This window comes from Rathayibacter tritici (assembly GCF_001641005.1).
GTDB classification, from domain to species: domain Bacteria; phylum Actinomycetota; class Actinomycetes; order Actinomycetales; family Microbacteriaceae; genus Rathayibacter; species Rathayibacter tritici.
In genome coordinates this window covers 3,237,806-3,253,543 of the sequence record NZ_CP015515.1, presented here as the reverse complement: position 1 = coordinate 3,253,543, position 15,738 = coordinate 3,237,806, and the positions used below count along the sequence as shown (strand labels likewise).

Below are 15,738 nucleotides of genomic sequence, written 5' to 3'. Positions count from 1 at the left end.
GAGGCGCTCCGTGCGTCCCGGAGCAGGAAGGGGCCAGCGTGCCCGACCTCCTCCCGCTCCGCATCCTCGGCACCGGAGAGGCCCTCCCCGAGCGGATCGTCAGCACCGCCGAGGTCGCCGCGGTCTGCGGTCTGCCCGCCGACGAGGCCGAGCGCCGCTCCGGCGTGCGCACCCGCCACTGGGTCACGGATGACGAGGATCCCCTGGAGCTGGGCCTGCTCGCCGCCCGTCGGGCGCTCGCGGCCGCCGGACTCGACACGGTCGACGTGGTGCTCAACGCCTCGGGCACGCAGGTGCAGGCGATCCCGGACGGAGGCGCGCTGCTCGCGGCGGGCCTCGGCCTCGACGACGTCTCGGCGTACAGCGTGCACGCGACCTGCCTGTCGTTCCTGGTTGCGCTGCAGGAGGCGGGGTTCCTGCTCGCGACGGGACGGGCCGACCACGTGCTCATCGTCTCGACCGACTGCGGCAGCCGCGGCATCGATCCGACCCAGCCGGAGAGCGCCCTCCTGTTCGGCGACGCGGCCGCCGCCGTCGTGATCGGCCGTGCCGACACTCCGTGCCAGGGCCTGGTGACCACGCGCTTCCGCACCCGCCCGAGCGGAGTGAGGCACGCGGAGTTGCGCGGGTTCGGCTCGCGTATCCGCATCGAGGAGGCGGCCGAGCGGCTGGCGGATTTCCGCTTCGACATGCAGGGCAAGGCGCTCCTCCTGGATGCACTGCGGCACTTCCCGGCGTTCCTGGAGGAGGTGCGGCCCGGCCTTTCGACCGGCCTCCCCGGTATCGACCGCGTCGTTCCGCACCAGACCAGCGCGGCCGGCCTCGCGGGCATGGCCCGCTTCTGGGGACGCGAGCGGATGACGATCACGCTCGGCGAGGTCGGCAACACGATCGGCAGCGCGATCCCGCTGGCCCTGCACCGGACGCGCGTCCAGCCGGGGGAGTCGGTGCTCCTGGTGGGGACGGGTGCGGGCACGCACTACGGGGCGGTGGTGCTGCAAGCGTGAGCGGGGCGGGCGGACCTGCTCGGGAACGGCGAGGCGGTGAGTAGGGGAGAGCTTCGAGAGAGTTCAGCGGTGCGACTCTGCCAGGCGATCATCGCCGCGTCGGCCCACGCTGTGGTCGAGGCAGGGTTCATGTCGTAGGAAGCCCAAAAACGAGCTTCTCGATCGGACTCCAGCGCGAGAAGCGTCAGCGGGCTGGACCGGACGGGTGTCGCGGAAATCGAGGATGGAATCTCGGTGCCGCCGTGGAATTTCCCCTCAGCTGATGCTGGGGTCGTGCTGTTCGGTGCAGCCATGCTCGGACTGTACACCTGCGCCGACGCTTCACATCGAATCGAAGAGGATCGGTTCCACGTCGGCGCTTATCGCCGGGAAGGTCTTGTGAAATGATCTCCCATCGCGGTGCGATCGGGCCTACTCTAAATCGCCGACCGCGCCGCGGAGGCGCACGACCCTCCTCCTGTTCTCCACGAGCGTGTCGTGAATGGCGAGGGTTTCTCCTAGCTGAGCCGAGTCCTCATGTCCCCAGCGGACGAAATGAATGCCAAGTCCCGAGCAGTGCTGAATGAGCTAGTCGATGCCTTCGCGGAAGCCGGCGGTGCGAATCCCGGGTTGGTCGCTAGCGTTCTCCGCGACGCCGCCGATCTCCTCGATGTAACTAATTCGGACACTCTTGCCCATCGACGGCGGCGAATGCCGACGTCGATGGACAAGCGCTCGGCGGCCTTTGATGCGCCGAATCTTCCCCCCCGTCTCACCCGGCGCTTTGTGAGCGGTCGAGGTCGATGACTGCGAATCCGGCAGCGTGCGACGCCGGGTACAGCACTTTACGACGGCAACTCCGGCCGCACTGCGACGTTCTTACTCTCCATTCCCCCGGAAGTCCGCTCGCCGTGAGGACGTCGGGCGTGCCGTGTCGAGTGAGAGCGTTATTCATAAGCGTTTACCAGCCGAGTCGGTAAAGTTCGAGGCGGGTGACGGTGCGAATGAGGTTGGGAAGTTCTGTAAGACGTCCGCGATAGCCGGTCTTGAGGATTTTCCAGTTCTTCCAGTGCGCGATGCATCTTTCGACCGCCGAACGGATGGAGGAGATGTATCGGTTGGCTGTACGTGTGTTGTCATCATGTTGTCCGTGGTGAAATTTTTTCCGGGGAGTGACTGCGGTGGTTCCGACGTACGCTGGGTCCGCTATCCACTCGGCATTATCGAGAATCGGTTCCCATCCACACAGGCTGATGGTCGCTCGGTCGTGCCGAGCGCCGGGGGTCGGATCGGACACGCAAAGCAAGTTACCGTTCACGTCCGAGGCAACTTGCACGTTCAGCCCTTGACGGTGTCGCTTCCCGGAGTAGTTCGCTCTCCCCGTCACGGCGCGGTTCCCGGTGGGAACATCGGTGCCGTCGACCAGGACCACTCGGCCCTGGATAGCCGTCTTTAAACACACCCCCGACAAACAGCAGGCCTGCTCGATCAGCGGGACGATCCGCCGATATGCGCGAGAAATCGTGGGCTGCGACACACCGAACATATCCGCGATAGTCGCTTGGTTCACGTTCTGCCGCAATATGATCAAAGTCATAACGACCTGCTCGCGAATGTTCAGCAGCACCGGGCGTCCCGAAACCTCACCCCTCCCCGCGACAATCTGCCAGATCCGACAGATCAGCTCCGTCAATTGCTCCGCATCCAGGCCTGTAGTAGAGTCGTACCGCATCGGCTTCCCGTTCCGAAAATAGCGAGCTTTGGAACTTCTATTCTCCCGAATGGGAAGCCGATGCCTCGGAACGACACGCCCGAATCAGACCTTATGAATAACGCTCTGAGTCGATTTCTCCGAGCTTTCAGTTCTCGAGCAGGAGACGCCGGTCGCAGGACGTGGCGACTCTCTCGCTGTGAGTCGCGATGAGGAAGCGGCTCCTCCCTGAACTTCAGGTCCGTGAACAGAGGAGAAACGGTGTTCTCGGTGAGAATGTCCAGATGGGGGCACGGGTTCCGCGGTCCTCGCCGCAGGGCGATGAGAGTACTCACGCGGGCTCCTCTGAGACCACTCCTGGCGCGAGTGCACGAGGCCGGTCGAGTCCTCGATCCCGAAGCGCTCGTCGAGCAGTGCTTCGAGCGCGGGGAGATCCACCAGCTCTCGCGCGTCGACGAGTGCGACGTGGACGGCGGCCGGGCCGTCGTCCTCCAGGTCATCGCTCATGCCGGCGGCCCCGTCGTCGCCCGGCGCACGAGCTGCGTCGGAAGCTGCACGTGCAGCGAGCGGGGTTCGCGGCCGGACATGAGGGCGATCAGCATCTCGGTAGCGGTCGCGCCGAGGGTCTGCATCGGCTGGCGGACGGTCGTCAGCGGCGGGTCGAAGCGGGCGGCCTCTGGGACGTCGTCGAAGCCGACCACCGAGAGATCGTGCGGGACGGCGAGCCCCAGGTGCGCGGCGGTCTCGATGATCGCGAGCGCAGAGACGTCGTTCGCGGCGAAGACGGCGCTCGGACGATCCGGGAGCGACAGTAGCGAGGAGGCGGGGCGTCGCGCGGTGTCGCGGTGGTAGTTGCCCACCCGCAGGAGGCGCTCGTCGAAGGCGATGCCCGCCTCCGCCAGTGCTGCCCGATAGCCGGCCTCGCGCAGCCGCGCCGAGCGGAGGTCGCCGCGGCCGGCGACGAAGCCGATGCGGCGGTGCCCGAGCGCGACAAGGTGGCGGATGGCCAGCAGGGCGCCGCCGAAGTTGTCGGACTCGACGGTCGGCAGATCGGCGCGGCCGGTGTGCGGATCGACGGCGACGAGCGGGATGTCGGAGGGGGCACTCACCACGGTCGGCGTGACCAGGATCGCGCCGTCGATGAGGGTGCCGCTCAGGCGGCTGAGCGAGCGCCGCTCCCAGCCCTCCTGCTCCCCCTCGTGCGAGCCGGAGTAGGCGAGCAGGTCGAAGCGCGACTCCGCCAGCACCGACCCGACGCCCTTGAGGATCTCAGCGCTGAACGGCTCGAACCCGGCGACGAGCACGCCGATCACGCCCGTGCGTCGTGAGCGCATGCTGCTCGCAACCAGGCTCGACTCGTAGCCGAGCTCGCGCACCACCTCGAGCACGCGCGTGGCAGTGGCGGGCGCGACCCCGTAGCGGCCGTTCACGGCCTTGGATACCGTCGCCACCGAGACTCCGGCCGCGGCGGCGACGTCGTGGATGGTGGGTCGCGCAGTCATGACCCCGACGATAATCCCCCCTTCGAAAACCATTTCGAAAACGTTTGACCAGTTTCGCAACCACTGCGGACACTGGCTCCACCCGCGCAGGCGGAAACCCTCACGGCGCCGGTGCACCAGGCGGCGCCCTCGATGAAGAGAACGGTTGAACGATGAAGTTCAGGAAGATCGCAGTGGCGACAGCCGCCCTGCTCGGCACGGTCGCGGCCCTCAGCGGCTGCTCGGCCCAGGATTCGGGATCGAGCGACGGCACCGTCGCGATGACCCTCTGGCAGAACTCCACGACGGGCCCCGGCCAGGAGTTCTGGGAGAAGACCATCACGGACTTCGAGGCCGCCAACCCCGGAGTGAGCATCGAGTCGCAGGCCATTCAGAACGAGGACCTCGACGGCAAGCTTCAGACCGCGCTCAACTCGGGCGACGCCCCCGACATCTTCCTTCAGCGAGGCGGAGGGAAGCTCGCGGGGATGGTCGCGGGCGGCCAGCTGAAGGACCTCACCGGAGGCATCTCCGACCAGGCGCGCAGTGAGATCCCCGAGGGCTCGTTCTCGGCGAACACCCTCGACGACAAGGTCTGGGCGATGCCGGTCGCGGTCCTCCCAGGAGGTCTCTTCTACAGCCAGGACCTCTTCACCGCAGCGGGCGTCACCGAGACTCCGAAGACGATCGACGAGCTCGACTCCGCGATCACGAAGATCAAGGGCAGCGGTGCTCAGGCCGTCGCGCTCGGCGCCAAGGACGCCTGGCCCGCCGCGCACTGGTACTACTTCTTCGCGCTGCGCGAGTGCAGCGCCGACACGATGGCCGAGGCGGCCGACACGAAGGACTTCTCGGACGACTGCTGGGTGCGCGCCGGCAAGGACCTGCAGGACTTCTCGGGCACCGAGCCCTTCAACGAGGGCTTCCTCACCACCGCCGCCCAGCAGGGCGCGGGCAGCTCGGCCGGACTCCTCGCCAACCACCAGGCGTCGATGGAGCTCATGGGCGCCTGGAACCCCGGCGTCATCGCCTCCCTCACCCCCGACGAGAAGCCGCTGCCCGACCTGGGCTGGTTCCCCTTCCCCGAGATCGACGGCGGTGACGGCGAGGCCGGCGCGATCATGGGCGGCGTCGACGGCTACTCCTGCTCGGCGGGTGCTCCCGACGAGTGCGTCGACTTCCTCAACTACCTGGCCACCGCCGACGTGCAGAAGGAGTACTACGCGGCCTTCAACGCGCCCCCGGTGAACACCGTGGCGCAGGAGGCGGTCACCGAGCCGTACCTGCAGCAGATCCTCGCGGCGTACAACTCGGCGCCGTACGTCTCGCAGTGGCTGGACACCGTGTACGGCCTCAACGTCGGCAACGCGCTGAACGTCGGAGTCGTCGACCTTCTCGCCGGCAAGAGCGACCCCGAGCAGCTGGTCGAGGCCGTCAACGCCGCCGCAGCGAAGGCCTAGTCACTGTGGCACTCCGCGAGAGCCCGCTCCTCGGAGTGGATGAGCCCCGCGGGACCGAGCGCACCGGAGGCGTCACCTCGACGCCTCCGGTGCGCCGGCGCCGCCGCAGCGTGGGCTGGGCGGGGCGCTTCGAGATCGCGCTCCTGGTCGGCCCGGCGCTGATCGTCTTCCTCGCCTTCGTGATCTTCCCGGTCGTGATGGCGGCCTACTACGGCTTCTTCAGCTGGCAGGGCTACGGGGCGCCGACGGATTTCGTCGGCTTCCGCAATTACCTGACGATCCTGCAGGACCCGACCTTCCACGACGCCCTCGCGCACAACGGCATCATCGTGGTGCTCTCACTGGTGCTTCAGGGTCCGGTCGCGATCCTCCTGGCGCTGCTGCTGAACCGCAAGTTGCGCGGGCAGTCGATCATCCGCGTCCTCATTTTCGTGCCGTACGTGATCTCCGAGGTCGTCGTCGGCACCGGCTGGAGCCTGATGCTCCAGACCAGCGGAGCGGTCAACGGCCTGCTCGAGAAGGTCGGCCTCGGCGCGCTGAAGCAGGACTGGCTCTCGGATCCGGCGATCGCGATCTGGACGCTGATGCTGATCATCACCTGGAAGTACATCGGCTTCGCGGTGATCCTCTTCCTCGCGGGCCTCCAGGGCATCCCCGAGGAGCTGTCCGAGGCCGCGGCCATCGACGGCGCCTCCTACTGGCAGGTGCAGCGGCGGATCACCCTGCCCCTGCTCGCACCGACCCTGCGGATCTGGGCGTTCCTCTCGATCATCGGCGCGCTCCAGCTGTTCGACCTGGTCTACATCATCTGGGGGCAATACGTGTCCTCGACCGCGGGCACCTCGACGATGGCGATCTACCTGGTCACCAACGGCCGCAACGCCGGCAATTACGGATACGGGAACGCCGTCGCGGTGGTCCTGTTCCTGATCTCGCTCGTGGTGGCGCTGCTCTACCAGCGCTTCGTGCTTCGGCGCGACACGGCGGGCGCACTGACGGGAGACAAGCGATGACCGGCACGACGATGACCGCCCCGCCGATCACTCCCCAGACGCCTCGGCCGCTCGCGGTGAAGCGGCGCAAGCAGCCGCTGGGCCGCGGCACCACCATCGCCTACGTCGTGGCGATCGTCGTGATCGCGCTGATGCTCGCTCCGGTGGCGTACATCATCCTCGGTGGCTTCCGCACGAACGCGCAGATCACCACCGATCCGGCAGGCCTGCCCTCGCCGTGGAACGTGCAGAACTACCTCGACGTGATCACTGGCGGCGTGTTCTGGCAGGAGGTCGGCAACTCCACGATTGCGGGACTTGCCACCACGCTCGGCGTGGTCGTACTCGGCTTGATGGCGAGCTACGTCCTGGCCCGCTACGACTTCACCGGGCGAGGCGTGTTCTACGCGCTCTTCGCCGCCGGCCTGATGTTTCCGATGACCGTAGCGATCACTCCGCTCTATCTGGTGATCAAGAGCCTCGGCCTGATGAACTCGCTCGCCGGAGTTGTCCTGCCGCAGATTGCGTTCGGCCTACCGACCACCATCATCATCCTGGTGCCGTTCCTGCGCGCGATCCCGGACGAGATCCAGGAGGCGGCCTTTATCGACGGCTGCAGCCGGATCGGATTCTTCTTCCGGATGGTCGTGCGCCTGGCGATGCCGGGCGTGATCACGACGGGGATCCTCGCGTTCATCGCGAGCTGGAACAGCTACCTGCTGCCGCTGTTCATCCTCAACAACGAGTCGACCTTCACGCTCCCGCTCGGGGTGCAGGCGTTCTCGTCGCAGTACTCCGTCGATACGGCGAAGGTGCTCGCCTTCGTGTCGCTGTCGATGATCCCGGCGCTGATCTTCTTCAGCGTCTTCGAGCGCCGCATCGTCGGTGGGCTCACGGGGGCGGTGAAGGGATGAGCGGATCGCTCCGCGCGCCTGCCGCCGCTCCGCCCGCCGCTCCGGCTCCCGCTCCGGCTCCCGCTGCGGCTCCTGCGCCCGCCGCCCCACCCGCAGAAAGGGTCGCACCGTGACCGCACCGCACGCACCAGAGGACCCCCAGGCTCCGTCCGCCCGCACCACCGAGCTGCTGGACCGGATGACGCTGGAGGAGAAGCTCGCCCAACTCGTCGGCTACTGGGTCGACCAGGGCGGGGAGGTCGTCGCTCCGCTCGCCGGCGAGATGGCGACCTCGACCGGATACGCCGAGGCCACCCGCGAGGGGATCGGCCAGCTCACCCGCGTCTACGGCACGCGCCCCGTCGATCCGCTCGAGCGCGCGCAGTGGCTGTGGAGCGAGCAGCGGCGGCTCGTCGAGGAGACGCGACTGGGCATCCCCGCGATCGTGCATGAGGAGTGCCTGACCGGTCTGGCCGCCTGGCAGGCCGCGACGTTCCCGACTCCGCTCGCCTGGGGCGCCTCCTTCGACCCGGAGCTCGTGGCCGAGCTGGGCGCCGTGATCGGCGGCTCGATGCGCGAGCTCGGGATCCACCAGGGCCTGGCGCCCGTGCTCGACGTGATCCGCGACCCGCGCTGGGGCCGCGTCGACGAGTGCATCGCCGAGGACCCGTACGTCGTCGGCACGCTGGGCACCGCCTACGTGCAAGGACTCCAGTCGGCCGGAGTCGACGCGACGCTGAAGCACTTCATCGGCTACTCCGCCTCCCGCGCGGGGCGCAACCACGCGCCGGTGCACGCCGGACCGCGCGAGATCGCAGACGTCCTGCTGCCGCCGTTCGAGATGGCGATCCGCGACGGCGGCGCCCGCTCCGTGATGAACTCCTACGCCGAGATCGACGGAGACCCGGTCGGAGCGACGCCCGCCTACCTCACCGGTGTGCTGCGCGAGCGCTGGGGCTTTGACGGAGTGGTCGTCGCCGACTACTTCTCCGTCGCGTTCCTGCACCTGATGCACGCGGTCGCTGCCGACCTGGGCGAGGCGGCAGAACGGGCGCTCGCCGCGGGGATCGACGTGGAGCTGCCCACCGGCGACGCGTTCCTCGCTCCGCTGGCCGCGCGCATCCGGGCCGGCGAGGCCGACGAAGCTCTGGTCGACCGGGCCGTGCTGCGGGTGCTCGCGCAGAAGGAGCGGCTCGGCCTGCTCGACGCGCGCTTCGACGACGCCCCCGAGTCGATCGACCTGGACTCGCCCACCCACCGCGACATCGCCCGCCGCCTGGCCGAGGAGTCGGTGGTGCTGCTCGCGAACGACGGCGTGCTGCCGCTCGCTCCGCCCCGCCGCCTCGCGCTGATCGGCCCGAACGCCGACAGCGCGCCCGCCCTGATGGGCTGCTACTCCTTCGCCAACCACGTGCTGGCGCACCACCCGGGCGTGCCGCTGGGCTTCGAGATCCCGACGGTCGCGGACGCGCTGGCGGACGAGTTCGGTTCGGCGGAGCTGGTGCTGGCCGAGGGCTGCGCGGTCGAGGGCGACGACGCCTCCGGGATCGCCGAGGCAGTTCAGGCGGCCACCGACTCCGACGTCGCGATCGTGGTCGTCGGCGACCGGGCGGGCCTGTTCGGCCGCGGCACGGTCGGCGAGGGCAACGACATGGAGAGCCTGGAGCTGCCGGGTCGTCAGCGCGAGCTGGTCGAGGCCGTGGTGGCGACCGGCACTCCGGTCGTGCTCGTGCTGCTGACCGGCCGCCCCTCTGCGGTGGGCTGGGCGCTCGACGGGCCGAACGCTCCGGCCGCTGTGGTGCAGGCGTTCTTCCCGGGGGAGGAGGGGGCCGGCGCGATCGCCGGGGTCGTCTCTGGCCGCGTCACTCCCTCCGGGCACCTGCCCGTCTCGCTGCCGCGCTCGGCCGGGGCGCAGCCGTTCTCGTACCTGCACCCGATCCTCGGCGGCCCCTCGGACGTGACCTCGGCCGACAGCACGCCGGTGCGGCCGTTCGGCCACGGGCTCTCGTACACAACCTTCGCCCGCACGGACCTGGCGGTGGCGGAGTCGGCTCCGACCGGCGGGTCCTTCACGGTGATCGTGCGGGTGCGCAACACGGGCGCGCGGGCGGGTACCGACCTGGTGCAGCTGTACGCCCGCGATGTGTTCGCGAGCGTGACACGGCCGGTGGCGCAGCTGCTCGGTTACCTGCGGGTTCCGCTCGAGGCGGGCGAGGAGGCGGAGGTGCGCTTCGAGGTCCCGGCCGCGCGCCTGGCCTTCACCGGGCGCGAGGGCGTGCGGATCGTCGAGCCGGGCCGCGTCGAGCTGTGGGTGGGCCCGGACTGCGCGACGCGCGAGACGGAGGCGGCGCTCGAACTGGTCGGCGCGGCCGCCGCGGTGAACGCCTCCTCCCAGCGCCTCGTCGGGACCGAGGTTCAGCGAGTGGGGGCGCGCATTCCGGCCTCATTCGGTTCATAACGCAGGAAGGATCGCTTCGGCGGCCCGTGGATCCGTGGATCCCGGTGCCCGCGGGGCGACCCTTCCTTCGTTATGAACACGGGCCCAGCCCTGGCGTGGTTACGGCGGGCGCGGCAGGCTGGGGGAATGAGCGACGACGCGAAGCAGACCCTCCTCCGCTACCTGCAGGAGGGGCGTGACGCCCTGCTGCACAAGCTCGACGGGCTCGACGAGTACGACGTGCGCCGGCCGCTGGTCGCAACGGGCACGAATCTGCTCGGCCTGGTGAAACACGTGGCCGGCACGGAGGCGGGCTACCTCGGCGTCGTGTTCGGGCGGCCGTTCCCCGAGCCGATGCCGTGGATGGAGGAGGAGTCGGAGCCGAACTCGGACATGTGGGCGACGGCCGACGAGTCGCTCGCCGATGTGGTCGCGCTGTACCGCCGCGTGTGGGCCCACTCCGATGCGACAGTCGCGGCACTGCCGCTCGAGGCTCCGGGCGTCGTGCCCTGGTGGACCACGCGCGAGGTCTCGCTGCATCGGATCCTCGTCCACATCACCGCGGAGACGCACCGGCACGCGGGTCACGCCGACATCGTCCGCGAGCTGATCGACGGGCAGGTCGGCCTCCGCGCCCCCGGCGACAACCTGCCGCCGGTTCCCCGGGAGTGGTGGCCCGAGTACCGCGAGCGCCTCGAGTCGCTGGCGCGTGCCGTCCGCGACCGGGGCTGACGTTCCGAGAGCGCAGGACTCCGGGGGTGCGATTCGCAGGGGATCCCGACATCGCGGAGTTCTTTGGGCCGAGGAGAGCGCTCTCCCGTGCGCATCCCCTGCGAATCGGACGGTGCTCCCCGGGCGGCGGCCTCAGCGGCAACGCGTGAGCACAGGAGAGGATCCGCACCCCTCTGGTCCACCCCGTCAAGGGGTAGGGAGCAGGGTGGCCGCCGTCCTACCGTCGGAGGACGCGCCGGCCGGAGTGGCGGTCCGGCGATCCTGGGGAGGACGAGATGCAGAAGCTGTATTACGCGAGCGGATACGTGCTGCTGGGGGACCAGGTGTGCTCGGCGGTGGTCGAGTACGCCCAGGCGTTGGCCAACGTGGGCAAGTCGGACCTCGTCGTGGTCCCGTCCCTGTCGGATGAGGGGCTGCGCGGGGAGACCCGGTTCCTGGTCGGACCGGCCAGCCAGCTCTTCACCAGCCCGGCTCTCGACCGCGGTGTCGACCTCGACGACCCGGAGGCGGTGGAGTCGATGCGCGAAAAGACTCGCCGACTCCAGCCCGCTCGGCCGACCGTGCAGCCCCGCGGCGAGGACGAGGACGACACGGACGGCGGGACCGACTACCTCTGAGCGTTCAGGAGTCGAGCGTGGCGCTGGGGCGCTCGCCGAAGCGATGGGCGTAGGAGGCCGAGAACCGGCCGAGGTGCGCGAAGCCCCAGCGTCGCGCGACTTCGCTGACGCTCACGACTCCGGGTTCGCCTGTCCGCAGCTCCTTCTGCACTCCGTCGAGTCGGATGCGGCGCAGGTAGTCGACCGCGGTGAAACCGAATTCACGGCGGAACTCGCTCTGCAGCGTCCGCAGGCCCGTGCCCGCCGCCTCGGCGATCCGCTCGGTCCGTAGCGGCTCGTGGGCGTGCGCGTACATGAACTCGATCGCCAACCGCAGCCGCCCCGAGCGGGGCACTCCGAGGTCGCCGGGGGTGTCGAGTGACGCATGCGGGAATGTCTCGAGCAGCGCCACCGCGACCGCGCGGTCGGCCTCGTGGCGCAGGAGTGGCGAACTGTCGGCGTCGTAGATCACCCGCGCGACCGTGGCGACCGTCGCCGACCAGTGCCGCAGCGCCGCGCCCTCGGGCCGGGCGGTGGTGTCGAAGAGGAGGGGACCGCTCGTGCCCTCCACTTCCTCCGCAATGCGCTCGAGGTAGGAGCTGTCGAAGTGAATGAGGTTTTGCCGGTAGTCGTGGAACTCGAACCGGCTGGGCCGGCCGTTGACGAAGATCGCCGGCCGCCCGAATCCGAGGGTCACCGCGTCGCCGTCGAGATCAGTGACTCCCTCGCCCGCGGTCAGCCACGAGACGACGTACTCGCCCTCGGTCTGGATGGAACCCTGCACGGATCCGGCGAACTGGCTCCCGCGGAGGGTGACGTCGCCGTCGCCGACGGAGGTGTAGCGGTACGAGAAGTTCGTGCTGGGTTCGACGACGAAGCGGTGTCCGTTGTAGAACTGCTCGAACAGGGCCCGCGCCTGCTCGATGTCGCGCCCGCCGATATCGGAGCGAGTGACCTCGTCGTTCTGATCCATCGGCACCAGAATCGCACGGTGGGCGTCGGCGACAGTGTGCCCCATCCGGGAATTTCGCTAGGCGGATAAACTGGCCGCTGGCCCTGCGGCACGGGTCATCGCCTGGACTGTGGCGGCCTGGAACTGGCTGAGCAGCACCACGGTGTGCCGCGCTCCGGTCTCGACCGCGAGGGAGAACGTGGCTCCGGCCGGGGTGGCCCGCCACGAGCGGATGTCGTGGGTGCCGACCTGGGTCGAGGCGCCGATGGCCGCGCTCCGCAGCACCAGAGAGTCCGGCGTCACGCGGAGCGCGCCGCTCACTCCGGCCACCGTCGATGAGCACTCGAAGCCCACCTCGTCCGGCATCGCACCGGCGAGTTCGACGAAGTCGGTGACCTCAATCGGCTCCGAACGGTCGGGGTCGCCTCCGGGCACGGCGCGCTCAGGCACGGCGTGCTCAGGCCGCGTGCGTGAGCCCGGAGGACTCGGACTGCTGCGCCGGTTCGGCGACGATGCGCAGGCCGCGCCCGCTGTTGGCCTCCTCCATCAGGGCTCTCACCCAGGTCGAGTTGATCGCCGGGATGCGGCTGCCGTGGAACGAGAACTGCAGCGGGATGGTCGGGTGCAGCCACAGTGTCTGGCGGCCGGTGCCGTGCGCGCTTGACGCATCGAGCTGGAACGCGAACGCCTCCTCCCGACGGAACTTGTTGATCATGACGATCTGGAGATGCGCGAGCGCGCGGTCGTCGATCTCGTGCGAGGTGGGGGGAGTGCCGTAGAGGAGAGCGCCCATGATGTGTGCCGCCGTTCTGTGCTGTGTCGCGGAGACGGCCGCGACGGTGGCTGTCCCGGCGAGTGCCGCCGGGAGGGGGAGTGCGAGTTCGAGGGGAGAGGGGACGTGCGAGTCGAACGCAGACCCGGGTTGCATCGTCGGTGGAGTCGAGTCGTGAGGGATGGTTGTCGGTCCCGGAGTAGCGGCCTTGGGGTACCGGTCCGGGGATATCTGGCCCCGGAATGTGGGGCCCGGACGCCGTCGTCCCGATGGTGCGGGCGCCTGCTCCGCAGGCTGGTGGACCCGAACGGTCGGGCCGCCGACTGTTCTTCGAAAATACGCTTCTCCTCCGGAGGGCACACACCGCTATCCGGAATGCGAAGCAGTCGCCGTCGTGCTTTCCGGAGTTCAGACTCGGCATCGCGTAGCGGACGCGGCAGGAGGGGAGGCGCTCGGCGAGAAGGAAGGATGCGTCAGCGGACACCCCTCGGTCCTTCTGCTGACTAGAGTCCCCTCATGCACGACGACTCCTCAGCCCGGCCCGACTCCTCCGATCTGCCCGTCGACCTCGTCGCCGCCCTCGCCGCGGTCGAGGCGGGCCTGGCCGCGATGGCCGCGGGCGACCCGGAGCCCTACCGCCGCTGCTGGGCCGACTCCGCCGACTCCACCCTCTTCGGCGCCTTCGGCACGATCGAGCGTGGGCGGCCGGCGATCGACGAGACCCTCGGCTGGGTCGCCGGGCGATTCGCCGCGGGGGTGCTCCGACCGCACTACGACGTCGTGCACGCGTCGGGAGACCTGGCGTACACGGTCGGTCACGAGACCGGCGAAACCCGCCTCGACGGCGGCGAGCTGAAGCCCGTGGTCATCCGCGTCACCCACGTCTACCGCCGCTTCGACGATCAGGGCTGGCGCATCGTCCACCGGCACGGCGACCATCCGCCCGCCCTCGAGCGCTGACGAGGCCGCTCCCTCAGGATGGACGCATGCCCTCCACCGCCGACCGTTTTCGCCGGGCCGGCGTCGAGCGCGCTCCTGACCAGGTGCCCACTGTCCAGAAGTTGTCGCACTCGGCGTCGAGTGCGACAACTTTTGGACTCTCGCGGGTGTCAGGCTCAGCCCGTGATCACGAGGCTGTCGATCGGCTGCGCGCCGACGCCGGTGGCCTGCTGGGCTGCCATGTCGAGGTCGACACGGTGGGACGTCACCGCAGCATGGTCACGTCGCCACCCGCGACAGCGGTGGTGTCGCGATTCGGTGCGCTGTGCCCCACCTCCGGCGGGCGGCGCACTATAAAGGAAAGCCCATGTCACTCGAGACCGATCGCCCCTCTCCGACCAGCCGGCCGCGGCGCGGTGTCTCGATGGCGGAGGTGGCCCGGCGCGCGAACGTCTCGGGCCAGACGGTGTCGCGGGTCTCGAATGGCAGACAGAACGTCGACGCCCAGACGCGCGAGCGGGTCCTCGAGGCGATGCGCGCCCTCGGCTACCGGCCGAACAGCGCGGCGCGGGCGCTGCGCACCGGCCGCTTCCACAGCATCGGTGTGATCATGGCCATGCTGTCCTCGTTCGGCAACATGCGCACCCTCGATGCCATCGCGCTCGCGGCCGCCGACGCGGGCTACTCGATCACCCTCATCCCCGTCTCGCACCCCACCCCGGGCGAGGTCTCGGTCGCATTCCACCGGCTGAGCGAGGAGGCGGTGGACGGCGTCATCGTCATCGTCGAGGCGCACCTGCTCGACGGGGCCGACATCGTCCTCCCGCCGGACCTGCCCGTGGTGGTCGTCGACTCCGCGGGCGGTGAGAAGTACCCCGTGGTCGACACCGACCAGGTCTCCGGCGCCCGCCAGGCCGTCGAGCACCTGCTCGGACTCGGCCACCGCACCGTGCACCACATCGCTGGCCCGGACCGCTCCTCCTCCGCCGAGCGCCGCCACGAGGCGTGGGAGTCGACCCTGATCGAGCGCGGCGCCCCGGTGCCGGAGGTTCTGGTCGGCGACTGGTCCAGCGACTCCGGCTACCGCCTCGGCCAGCGGCTCGCCGCCGACCCCGAGGTCACCGCGATCTTCGCCGCGAACGACCAGATGGCGCTCGGCGTGCTGCGCGCGCTGCACGAGGCCGGACGAGCCGTGCCCGGGGAGGTGAGCGTGGCCGGCTTCGACGACATGGAGGAGTCGGCGAGCTTCTGGCCGCCGCTGACGACCGTGCGGCAGTTCTTCGGTGACACGGGGCGACGCTCGGTCGACATCCTGCTGCGCGAGTTCGAATCGGGCGAGCGCACGGGGGTCTCGCTGGTGCAGACCCGGCTGGTGGTGCGGGAGAGCACAGGGCCGGCTCCGGCCGCCTCTTAGGGTGCGATCTGCAGGACTCCGTGCGATGCGCAGGGCTTCGTCCGATCTGCAGGACATCCGTCCGATGTACAGGACTCGAAGGCTGAGCTCCGACGTGACCCGAGGTCTGCCTTCGATGCGGGCGCGCCGCGACATTATTAATCCTGCGCCTCCACGCGGATCCCGCTCTCCTCGAATGCCACGCAAGGAAGTGTCAACACGTGGTGAAGAGTGCGAGAACACTCACGAGACGAGGATGAGGGCGAGAAGGAATTCGGGTTACTATCATCGCGGACCGGGTATTCGCCCGGCGTGTCTCCGGATAGTCGATCTTCTGCGCCCGAGCGCGATCCCGACCAGTGAGACGTCACTCACGATTTTCGAAGCCACGCCT

At 69.3% G+C, this 15,738-nt stretch carries 14 protein-coding genes; 9 read left to right on the top strand and 5 right to left on the bottom strand.

Annotated features, from left to right (window positions below; genetic code table 11):
• Window positions 1-38 precede the first annotated feature (38 nt).
• Window positions 39-1,007, top strand: coding sequence for a 3-oxoacyl-ACP synthase III family protein (locus A6122_RS14800; RefSeq protein ID WP_068256502.1), 969 nt, complete (start codon window positions 39-41; stop codon window positions 1,005-1,007).
• A gap of 940 nt (window positions 1,008-1,947) precedes the next feature.
• Here the strand turns inward: A6122_RS14800 and A6122_RS16190 are convergent.
• Window positions 1,948-2,718 carry a transposase family protein gene (locus A6122_RS16190; protein ID WP_084415986.1) on the bottom strand — a complete coding sequence of 257 codons (771 nt, stop codon included), beginning with the start codon at window positions 2,716-2,718 and terminating at the stop codon, window positions 1,948-1,950.
• 482 nt (window positions 2,719-3,200) lie between these two features.
• Window positions 3,201-4,199 carry a LacI family DNA-binding transcriptional regulator gene (locus A6122_RS14795; protein WP_068256499.1) on the bottom strand — a complete coding sequence of 333 codons (999 nt, stop codon included), beginning with the start codon at window positions 4,197-4,199 and terminating at the stop codon, window positions 3,201-3,203.
• A 152-nt stretch (window positions 4,200-4,351) separates the two neighbouring features.
• Between A6122_RS14795 and A6122_RS14790 the strand changes: the two genes are divergently transcribed.
• The 6 genes from A6122_RS14790 (at window position 4,352) to A6122_RS14765 (ending at window position 11,309) form a co-directional block, all read left to right on the top strand.
• Window positions 4,352-5,638, top strand: coding sequence for an ABC transporter substrate-binding protein (locus A6122_RS14790; protein ID WP_068256496.1), 1,287 nt, complete (start codon window positions 4,352-4,354; stop codon window positions 5,636-5,638).
• Between the two features lie 5 nt (window positions 5,639-5,643).
• A complete protein-coding gene (locus tag A6122_RS14785; protein ID WP_068256493.1) occupies window positions 5,644-6,651 on the top strand; it encodes a carbohydrate ABC transporter permease in 1,008 nt (335 codons plus the stop codon).
• Window positions 6,648-7,544 carry a carbohydrate ABC transporter permease gene (locus A6122_RS14780; RefSeq protein ID WP_084416105.1) on the top strand — a complete coding sequence of 299 codons (897 nt, stop codon included), beginning with the start codon at window positions 6,648-6,650 and terminating at the stop codon, window positions 7,542-7,544. Before A6122_RS14785 ends, A6122_RS14780 begins: the two co-directional genes overlap by 4 nt.
• 109 nt (window positions 7,545-7,653) lie before the next feature.
• The gene (locus A6122_RS14775; RefSeq protein WP_068256490.1) at window positions 7,654-9,981 is read left to right on the top strand and encodes a beta-xylosidase/alpha-l-arabinosidase; all 2,328 of its coding nucleotides are present in this window, start codon (window positions 7,654-7,656) and stop codon (window positions 9,979-9,981) included.
• Between the two features lie 126 nt (window positions 9,982-10,107).
• On the top strand, window positions 10,108-10,692 hold the full coding sequence (locus tag A6122_RS14770; protein WP_068256488.1) for a DinB family protein: 585 nt from the start codon (window positions 10,108-10,110) through the stop codon (window positions 10,690-10,692).
• Between the two features lie 275 nt (window positions 10,693-10,967).
• Window positions 10,968-11,309: a hypothetical protein gene (locus tag A6122_RS14765; protein ID WP_068256485.1), complete on the top strand. Its 342-nt coding sequence runs from the start codon at window positions 10,968-10,970 to the stop codon at window positions 11,307-11,309.
• Between the two features lie 4 nt (window positions 11,310-11,313).
• Here A6122_RS14765 and A6122_RS14760 read toward each other — a convergent pair whose 3' ends face one another.
• From A6122_RS14760 to A6122_RS14750, 3 genes are read right to left on the bottom strand one after another with little or no spacing between them, the layout of a single operon-like run.
• On the bottom strand, window positions 11,314-12,261 hold the full coding sequence (locus A6122_RS14760) for a helix-turn-helix transcriptional regulator (RefSeq protein WP_181137166.1): 948 nt from the start codon (window positions 12,259-12,261) through the stop codon (window positions 11,314-11,316).
• A gap of 57 nt (window positions 12,262-12,318) precedes the next feature.
• Window positions 12,319-12,690 (bottom strand): hypothetical protein, encoded by a 372-nt coding sequence (locus tag A6122_RS14755; protein ID WP_068256480.1) that lies wholly within the window; start codon window positions 12,688-12,690, stop codon window positions 12,319-12,321.
• 7 nt (window positions 12,691-12,697) lie between these two features.
• Window positions 12,698-13,168, bottom strand: a complete 471-nt coding sequence (locus tag A6122_RS14750; protein ID WP_237358208.1) for a DUF7882 family protein — start codon at window positions 13,166-13,168, stop codon at window positions 12,698-12,700.
• A 360-nt stretch (window positions 13,169-13,528) separates the two neighbouring features.
• On the opposite strand from A6122_RS14750, the gene A6122_RS14745 reads away from it, so the two are divergent.
• Window positions 13,529-13,972 (top strand): YybH family protein, encoded by a 444-nt coding sequence (locus tag A6122_RS14745; RefSeq protein ID WP_084416104.1) that lies wholly within the window; start codon window positions 13,529-13,531, stop codon window positions 13,970-13,972.
• Between the two features lie 346 nt (window positions 13,973-14,318).
• Window positions 14,319-15,365 (top strand): LacI family DNA-binding transcriptional regulator, encoded by a 1,047-nt coding sequence (locus A6122_RS14740; RefSeq protein ID WP_068256478.1) that lies wholly within the window; start codon window positions 14,319-14,321, stop codon window positions 15,363-15,365.
• Window positions 15,366-15,738 lie beyond the last annotated feature (373 nt).

Excerpts from the sequence above, each read along its gene's own strand:
- A6122_RS14770 (WP_068256488.1), top strand. The coding sequence starts at position 10,108 with ATGAGCGACGACGCGAAGCAGACCCTCCTCCGCTACCTGCAGGAGGGG.
- A6122_RS14795 (WP_068256499.1), bottom strand. The coding sequence starts at position 4,199 with ATGACTGCGCGACCCACCATCCACGACGTCGCCGCCGCGGCCGGAGTC.
- A6122_RS14760 (WP_181137166.1), bottom strand. The coding sequence starts at position 12,261 with ATGGATCAGAACGACGAGGTCACTCGCTCCGATATCGGCGGGCGCGAC.
- A6122_RS14740 (WP_068256478.1), top strand. The coding sequence starts at position 14,319 with ATGTCACTCGAGACCGATCGCCCCTCTCCGACCAGCCGGCCGCGGCGC.
- A6122_RS14790 (WP_068256496.1), top strand. The coding sequence starts at position 4,352 with ATGAAGTTCAGGAAGATCGCAGTGGCGACAGCCGCCCTGCTCGGCACG.
- A6122_RS16190 (WP_084415986.1), bottom strand. The coding sequence starts at position 2,718 with ATGCGGTACGACTCTACTACAGGCCTGGATGCGGAGCAATTGACGGAG.
- A6122_RS14780 (WP_084416105.1), top strand. The coding sequence starts at position 6,648 with ATGACCGGCACGACGATGACCGCCCCGCCGATCACTCCCCAGACGCCT.
- A6122_RS14750 (WP_237358208.1), bottom strand. The coding sequence starts at position 13,168 with ATGCAACCCGGGTCTGCGTTCGACTCGCACGTCCCCTCTCCCCTCGAA.
- A6122_RS14765 (WP_068256485.1), top strand. The coding sequence starts at position 10,968 with ATGCAGAAGCTGTATTACGCGAGCGGATACGTGCTGCTGGGGGACCAG.
- A6122_RS14745 (WP_084416104.1), top strand. The coding sequence starts at position 13,529 with ATGCACGACGACTCCTCAGCCCGGCCCGACTCCTCCGATCTGCCCGTC.